The sequence below is a fragment of the Mycobacterium sp. genome (genome assembly GCF_050701675.1).
GTDB lineage: Bacteria > Actinomycetota > Actinomycetes > Mycobacteriales > Mycobacteriaceae > Mycobacterium.
Genome location: NZ_JBOGDD010001304.1, coordinates 1 through 7,260 on the forward strand (window position 1 = coordinate 1; position 7,260 = coordinate 7,260).

The window sequence follows — 7,260 nt, forward strand, 5'->3', positions numbered from 1 at the left end:
CAGCCGCCGGTGCCGTCGCGGTGGCGAGCAGTTCCTGCTCCCACTCGGCCAGCGGCTCGGCACCCTCGGCGGCCGGCTTGTCGCCGCCGCCACCCGCACCGGAACGGGCCTTCAGGCCCTCGGCGACCGCAGCCGCGATCACCCTGGTGAGCAGCGCGGCCGAGCGGATCGCGTCGTCGTTGCCCGGAATCGGGTAGTCGACGAGGTCGGGATCGCAGTTGGTGTCGAGGATCGCGATGACCGGGATGTTCAGCTTGCGGGCCTCGGAGACCGCGAGGTGCTCCTTGTTGGTGTCGACGATCCAGACTGCCGACGGAACCTTGGCCATGTCCCTAATACCACCGAGGGACCGCTCCAATTTGGTCTTCTCGCGGGTCAGCATCAAGATTTCCTTCTTGGTGCGGCCCTCGAAGCCTCCGGTCTGCTCCATGGTCTCGAGCTCCTTCATTCGCTGAAGGCGCTTGTGCACGGTCTGGAAGTTGGTGAGCATGCCGCCCAGCCAGCGCTGGTTGACGTAGGGCATCCCGACGCGGGTGGCCTCGTCGGCGATGGACTCTTGGGCCTGCTTCTTGGTACCGACGAACATGACACTGCCGCCGTGGGCGACGGTTTCCTTGACGAACTCGTACGCCGAGTCGATGTAGGTCAGCGTCTGCTGCAGGTCGATGATGTAGATGCCGTTGCGGTCGGTGAAGATGAACCGCTTCATCTTGGGATTCCAGCGACGGGTCTGATGCCCGAAGTGGGTGCCGCTGTCAAGCAGCTGCTTCATGGTCACTACGGCCATGTTTTGCCCAGCTTTCATTTGTAGTTTGCCGTCCGGCGTCAGGTGATGCCGAACCCTGGCGTCTGTTGCCTGCCGGACCCTTCTCGAGAATTCCCGAGTAAGGGACCACCCGGCACGCGTGTGCGACCTTGAAGGAACGGGGCCGCGGCACAGGCGCGCGAAGTCAACCCGCTGATGCGAGTTGCAGGACTGAGTTTACACCGTTGACATGCGTGCTTCGTCCACAGCGGCGGTGTTGTCCACAACCCTGGGCTAGTGCCCTTCCCTGATTGCCGTTGGGGCGTTGAACTGGGCGGATGAGAATTCTCGCGCTGTTGGCGGCCGTCGGCATCATCATGGCGGCACCGGTTCACGCCGACGACGGCAGGCTGGACTGGCCTCTTCGACCGCGACCAGAGGTCGTCCGGATCTTCGACGCTCCGTTTCCCAACTGGAATCGCGGCCACCGGGGCGTCGATCTCGCCGGAACGCCGGGTCAGACGGTGTACGCGTCCGCGCCGGGCGCCGTGGTCTTCGCGGGCGAGCTGGCGGGCCGGCCGGTGGTGTCCGTTGCCCATCCAGGTGGCCTGCGCACCAGCTACGAACCGGTGCGCGCGGCCGTACGGGTCGGCCAGCTCGTCGACGGGGGCAGTGCGCTCGGAGAGTTGGTGGCCGGCCACCCCGGCTGCGGCGCATGCCTGCACTGGGGTGCGATGTGGGGCCCTGCCTCGAGAGCCGACTACGTCGACCCCCTGGGCTTGGTCGCCACGACGCCGATCCGGCTCAAGCCCTTGGCTGGCTGACCCACCGGCGTGCGGCGAGGCCGGAATCGCGAATTCGTGACACCTCGTGTCACTTTGCGATCTCAAGATCTCAAGATCACCGGCAAGGCCTTCGAGCTCTGGCGCAGTGCGCCAAGCACGCGCTGACATGCCACTATGTGGGATTCTTCAACTACGGACAGCGCGATGCGTGCCGCTGTACTAATGTGCTCGCTAACGGCTACCGATGGTATGAACCATTTTGAGATCTCATACCAGTCATTGCCGTTGCGATCGGATGCGTGAAGACGATGGAGGCGCGATGAGTCAGGCCAGTCCCCCGATCCGCTGTGATCTCATCATCAATGCGGGCTGGGTGATCACGGTCGACGCCGAACGCCGCATCTTCCGTGACGGCGCCATCGCCGTCACGGGTAGCACCATCGTCGACGTCGGCAAGGCGGCCGACGTGCAGGCACGATACGTGGCCGACAGCAGGATCGACCGCCCCGACGCCGTCGTCATGCCGGGGATGGTCAACGGCCACCGCCACTTGCTGTGTTGCGCGAAGGGCGCCATGCCCGAGGGCGGCAGCACGCTGGAGTCGTTGCGCCGATTCATCTATCCGTCGTTCGCCTCACTCGATCCCGAGGACATGAGTGTGTACGCACGCCACGCGACGGCCGAGATGATCCGCAACGGGACGACGCTGTTCGAGGAACCGGGCTGCAACCACATCGACGCCGTTCTGGAGGCCATCGCCGAGTCGGGCATGCGGGCCCGAATCGGCCTGTGGACATGGGATCAGGAGGGCTCGGGTGGCACCGAATCGCTGCCCGACTGGCTTCGACTGGACACCGACGCCGCGATCCGCCGACTCGAGGAGGGCATCGAGATCGTCGAGAAGTTCGGCAACGAACGCATCCGGCCTGCCGCGACGATCGAAGGCGTGACGACCTGCTCGGACAAGCTGACAGTCGCTGCGGCTCGCATCGCCGAAGAGACCAGGACGCTGGCCGTGCAGCACAAGTCGACCAGTGAACGGGAAGTGGCGCTGGAGCTGAAGGTGTTCGGGGAACGGCCCGTCCGGCACTGCGCGACCATCGGGGCGCTGAACCCGTACACCCTGCTCAACCACGTAACCAGCCTCGATCTGGAAGACGTCGCCGCCATCGCCGACACCGGTGCGACCGTCTCACAGAATCCGAGCACGGCGCTCAAGCTTGCGAAGGGCACGACCGCCCATGGTCGGTGGCCGGAGTTGCTCGCCGCCGGTGTGCCGATGGGCCTGGGCACCGATGCCGAGAACTGCTCGAACCATCAGGACATCTGCCGGGCGATCTACCTCGCGGCACTGCTGCCCCGCGACGCCCGGTGCGATCCCAACGCGGTGAGCGCGGAGGCCGCCGTGGAGATGGGCACCCTGGGCGGGGCACGCGCGCTGCGGTTCGACGACGTGGCCGGATCACTGGAGATCGGCAAGCAGGCCGATATCGTGGTCTTCGACACCAACGACTACGACTGGCGCCCGCTGCACAATCCGATAGCCAACCTGGCCTACGGGGTTACCGGCCATTCGGTGGACACCGTGCTCATCGGTGGCCGGATCGTGTTGCAGGACAAGAAGAGCACCATCTTCGACGAGGGCGCACTCCGCGAGGAGGTCAAGCGCACCGATCGGCGCATCCTGGCCAAGATCGGCATTGATCCCCAGCCGGCCTGGCCGGTCCTGTAGACGAAGGGCTTATCTGTGTACGGTGGCGTCACCCTCCAGCCGGTATATGCACCGGACGAATTCGTGTCGATGGTCCGTCACGTCGAAGATGCCGGGATGCGGTGCCTGTGGCTCACGGACTCGTCCCTGCACTCGCGGTACTGCTACGCGTACCTGACGCTGGCGGCGATGAACACCACCCACATCCAGCTCGGCACCGCGGTCACCAACCCGGTCACCCGGCATCCGGCGCTGGGCGCGGTGGGCATCTCGACGATTGACGAGATCTCCGGCGGGCGTGCGATTTACGGCATAGGTGCCGGCGATCGACCGTTGGAGGCACTCGGCCTGCGCCCCGCCAAGCTCGCGCTGCTGGAGGATTCCGTCGCCGCGACGCGCCGACTGTGGAGTGGTGAGCACGTCACGATGACCGCCCGCGGGTTCGCGCTCGAGGACGCGCACATGCGCCTCCCCGCCCGTACCGACATCCCGATCTACGTCTCCGCGAGCGGACCCAAGACATTGGAACTCGCCGGACGCATCGCCGACGGCGTGATCCTGCTGGCCGGACTACACCCGGACGGTATCGCCTACGCGCTCAAGCACATCGACAGGGGCGTCGAGGCCGCGGGGCGGTCGAAACGGCCGGAGATAACCGTGTTCGCCTACGGCGCCATCGACGAGGACGAGGACACCGCGCTGGCCGCGGGCCGCACGATCGCGGCGTGGTTCCCGATGACCGCACCGGTGTACTGCGAGCTGGCGGGGCTGTCGGCGGAACTGGTCGCCGAGGTGCGCCGCCAGTATGCAGGCGGTGAGTTCCAGGAAGCGGCGAAGGCCGCCGAGCTGCTGCCCACCGACTTCGTCCGCCGCATGTCCCTCTCGGGTAACAGAGCCGCTGCGCGCGAACACATTCGGAACTTGACCGAGCTCGGCGTGGATTCCATGACGGTCTTCCCGCTCGGCGGTGACACCACCACCAGGCTGGCCACCGTCTCCGCATTCGCCGAGTGCCTGCGCGCCGAGGGCCACCTGGACTGACGGTCGGCGCACCGTCAGCGCCCCAGGGACTCCAGCGGGCGGCCCACCATCGTCGGCGCCTTGGTGCCGCGAGACGAACCGGCCAGGGCCAGCAAGCTCGCGATATAGGGCAGGCACAGCCAGAACTGTGACGGAAGCTGTAGGGCGGGCGTCGCGATCACGCCGGTCACCCCGCCGACGGCACAGACGACGCCGACCAACAACATCGTCCACCGCCCACGCACCTGCGGGCGCGTCAACCGCCACACCGCGAACAGCACGACGACGACGCCGGCGACGATCAGCCCGCCCCACACCTGAGCGGGCAGCGATTCCATGGATTGCAAACGCAATTGGAGTGCATCGGTGAAACCGAAGACGAAGCAGGCGGCGACAACGCCGTAGGGTCGCCAGTGTCCGAACACGACGGCGGCCAGGGCGAGGAAGCCGCGTCCCGCGGTCATGTTCTCGGCGAACAGACCGACTTGCCCCACCGAAAGGAAGGCCCCGCCCAGACCAGCGAGCGCGCCCGCGGTGAGCACCCCGCTCCACTGCACGCGGACGACGCTGACCCCGACGGAGTGCAGTACCACCGGCTTCTCCCCCGCAGCCCGCAACATCAGCCCGTGGCGAGTCCGGTACAGCAGGAACGCGACAGCTGGGACCAGGGCATACCCCAGGTAGACCAGCGGCAGCTGGTTGAACAACGCAGGGCCGATCCCTGGGATGCTCGACAACACCGGTACCGCAAAGGGTTCCATCCGCACGGTGGTCGGCTGGGCCCCCTCGAACTGCAGCCGGTACAGGAACATGGTGAGGCCCGCGGCGAGGAGATTGATCGCGACGCCCACCACGATCTGATCGCCACGCAGGTTTACCGACGCGAACGCCATGATCGCGCCTGCGGCCAGACCGGCGCCGATTCCGGCGGCGAGGCTCAGCGTGACGCTGCCGGTGGCGTAGGCGGTGATGAACCCCGCGTATGCGCCGAACAGCATCATGCCCTCGAGACCGATGTTGATCACCCCAGCCCGCTCGGACACCAACTCGCCCAACGCCGCAAGGATCAGCGGCAGCGACAGCCGTACGGCGGCAGCGAGCAGCGCCACGTCGAATGGGTTCACGACCGAGCCTCCTGCACCAGTGGTTCGAGTGGAGCGGTACGCCGGCCAGTGCCGGTCCGGAAGCTCCGCTTCTCGACATACCAGGCCGACCCGGTGACGAGCAGAATTACGATGGCCTGGGTGGCGGTGACGAGACCAGAGGAGATACCCTCGCGGGCTTCGAGCAGGCCGCCTCCCTGACGCAGCGCGGCAAGCAGGAACGCGGCAGGGACACAGCCCAGCGGTGAGTTCCTGGCGAGCATCGCCACCACGATGCCGTCGAAACCGTAGTCGGCGGAGAACCCTGGCGCGAGGTTGCCTGCAGGCGAAGCCAGCACCAGCGAGGAACCGGCCACCCCGGCCAACGCGGCCGACGCACACAGTGCCCAGACCCCGACGGCCGTGGTTCTGGTACCGGTCGCACGGGCGGCTGCGGGATTGGCGCCCGTCAGGCGCAACCGGTAGCCGACCACGGTGTGGCGCACGACGAAGGCGGCCACCGCCACCAGAACGACCACCAGGACGATGTCGGCGCGAAGTATGGTGTGCGGCAGCAACACCGGCCACCGCGCCGACGGCGCGACCGGTGCGCTCTGCCCGAGAGTGCCCGTCGGCTCCTCCAGAGGGCCGTTCGCCAGCCACGACACCACCTGGACCATGATCAGCGTGAGCAGCAGGGTCGCGATGAAGTCGTTGACCCCGCAGCGCGCCCACAGCCATGCCGCGATGCCGCCCAACAGCGCGCCACCGCACGCACCCGCGAGCACCGCGAGCGGCAGGTGCACGGCCATGGGCAGGTCGCGCAGCGACAACCCCACCACCGCGGCGGCGGTGCCGCCAGCCAGAATCTGACCCTCCAGCCCGACGTTGAGCCTGCCGACGGTGAAGGCGATCACCCAGCCGAGCGCGGCAAGCACCAGTGGGATGAACTTGGTGAGAGTGGAGCCGAATTGGGCCGGACTGCCGAACACGCCGTCCCACATCGCCGCGACGGCAGCCTCGACCGGCACGCCGGTGCAGGCTATGACGGCCAGGGATATCGCCAGTGCCAGGATGACGGCGGCGACGCTCACCAGTGGGCCCCGCAGTGAGCTGATGCGCACTAGCCTTCGCTCCGCGCGGCCATCAGCTCACCGATGCGTTCGCGGGTGACGCTGCCCGCGTCCGGGATCTCGTGAAGTTGGCCATCGGACATCACCGCAATGCGGTCGGACAGCGCGAAGATCTCGTCGAGTTCAGCGGAGAACAGGACCGTCGCGCCACCGGCCGCCTTGTGGGCGTTGATCTGGGCGTGCACGAACTCGATCGCCCCGACGTCAAGGCCGCGGGTTGGCTGGGCGGCGATCAGCAGGTCGGGAGCGTCGTGCAGCTCGCGGGCCAGAACGATCTTCTGCTGATTGCCGCCGGAGAGCTGCTCGACGGGCGCATCCGCGCCGGGAGCTTGAATGCTGAAGCGTTGCATCAACTCTCGGCAGTGCGCCCGGATCTCGCGGGAACGCAGCACCCCGAACCGGCGGAACCGGGCCTGGCCGACGGCGCGCATCATCAGGTTGTCGGCCACTGACAGTGACAGCGCAAGGCCGTCGGCGTGGCGGTCTTCGGCGATCACCGCCGTGCGCCCTGGCCGCTCACCGTGGGCCGGGGCGGTTACGGTGACCGTCCCCGCCGACGGGGTGCGTAGCCGGGCCAGTAGCTCGGCGAGTTCGGTCTGCCCGTTGCCCTCGACACCGGCGATACCGACCACCTCGCCGGCGTGCACGTCGAGGTCGATCGGGCCGAGGACACGATCGGCACGGTAGCCCCGCAACGTGAGTCCACGTGCACTCAGCACCGTCGGCCCCGCCACCACCACCTGGCGCTGTGTCCTCAGCACCACCTCGCGGCCCACCATCATGG

7 protein-coding genes are annotated in these 7,260 nt (G+C 67.4%); 3 read left to right on the forward strand and 4 right to left on the reverse strand.

Annotated features, from left to right (window positions below; all coding sequences use genetic code 11):
- On the reverse strand, positions 1–787 hold a 787-nt coding region (gene rpsB, locus ACRDUX_RS40175), incomplete at its 3' end, for a 30S ribosomal protein S2 (protein ID WP_526423018.1).
- 296 nt (positions 788–1,083) lie between these two features.
- Here rpsB and ACRDUX_RS40180 point away from each other — a divergent pair.
- The 3 genes from ACRDUX_RS40180 (at position 1,084) to ACRDUX_RS40190 (ending at position 4,282) form a co-directional block, all read left to right on the forward strand.
- Complete coding sequence (locus ACRDUX_RS40180; protein WP_526423020.1) at positions 1,084–1,569, forward strand: M23 family metallopeptidase; 486 nt, start codon at positions 1,084–1,086, stop codon at positions 1,567–1,569.
- Positions 1,570–1,849: 280 nt separating this feature from the next.
- Positions 1,850–3,262: an amidohydrolase family protein gene (locus tag ACRDUX_RS40185; RefSeq protein ID WP_526423022.1), complete on the forward strand. Its 1,413-nt coding sequence runs from the start codon at positions 1,850–1,852 to the stop codon at positions 3,260–3,262.
- Positions 3,263–3,277: 15 nt separating this feature from the next.
- Positions 3,278–4,282 carry an LLM class flavin-dependent oxidoreductase gene (locus ACRDUX_RS40190; RefSeq protein ID WP_526423024.1) on the forward strand — a complete coding sequence of 335 codons (1,005 nt, stop codon included), beginning with the start codon at positions 3,278–3,280 and terminating at the stop codon, positions 4,280–4,282.
- A 14-nt stretch (positions 4,283–4,296) separates the two neighbouring features.
- Here the strand turns inward: ACRDUX_RS40190 and ACRDUX_RS40195 are convergent, their stop codons facing one another.
- The 3 genes from ACRDUX_RS40195 to ACRDUX_RS40205 all read right to left on the reverse strand — a co-directional run.
- Entirely contained in the window at positions 4,297–5,385 is a 1,089-nt protein-coding gene (locus ACRDUX_RS40195) for an ABC transporter permease (protein ID WP_526423026.1), read from the reverse strand.
- On the reverse strand, positions 5,382–6,467 hold the full coding sequence (locus tag ACRDUX_RS40200) for an ABC transporter permease (protein WP_526423028.1): 1,086 nt from the start codon (positions 6,465–6,467) through the stop codon (positions 5,382–5,384). The genes ACRDUX_RS40195 and ACRDUX_RS40200 overlap by 4 nt, the downstream gene beginning before the upstream one ends.
- Positions 6,467–7,260 (reverse strand): ATP-binding cassette domain-containing protein (locus ACRDUX_RS40205; protein WP_526423030.1); only part of this gene is annotated, 794 nt, incomplete at its 5' end. The genes ACRDUX_RS40205 and ACRDUX_RS40200, both read right to left, overlap by 1 nt.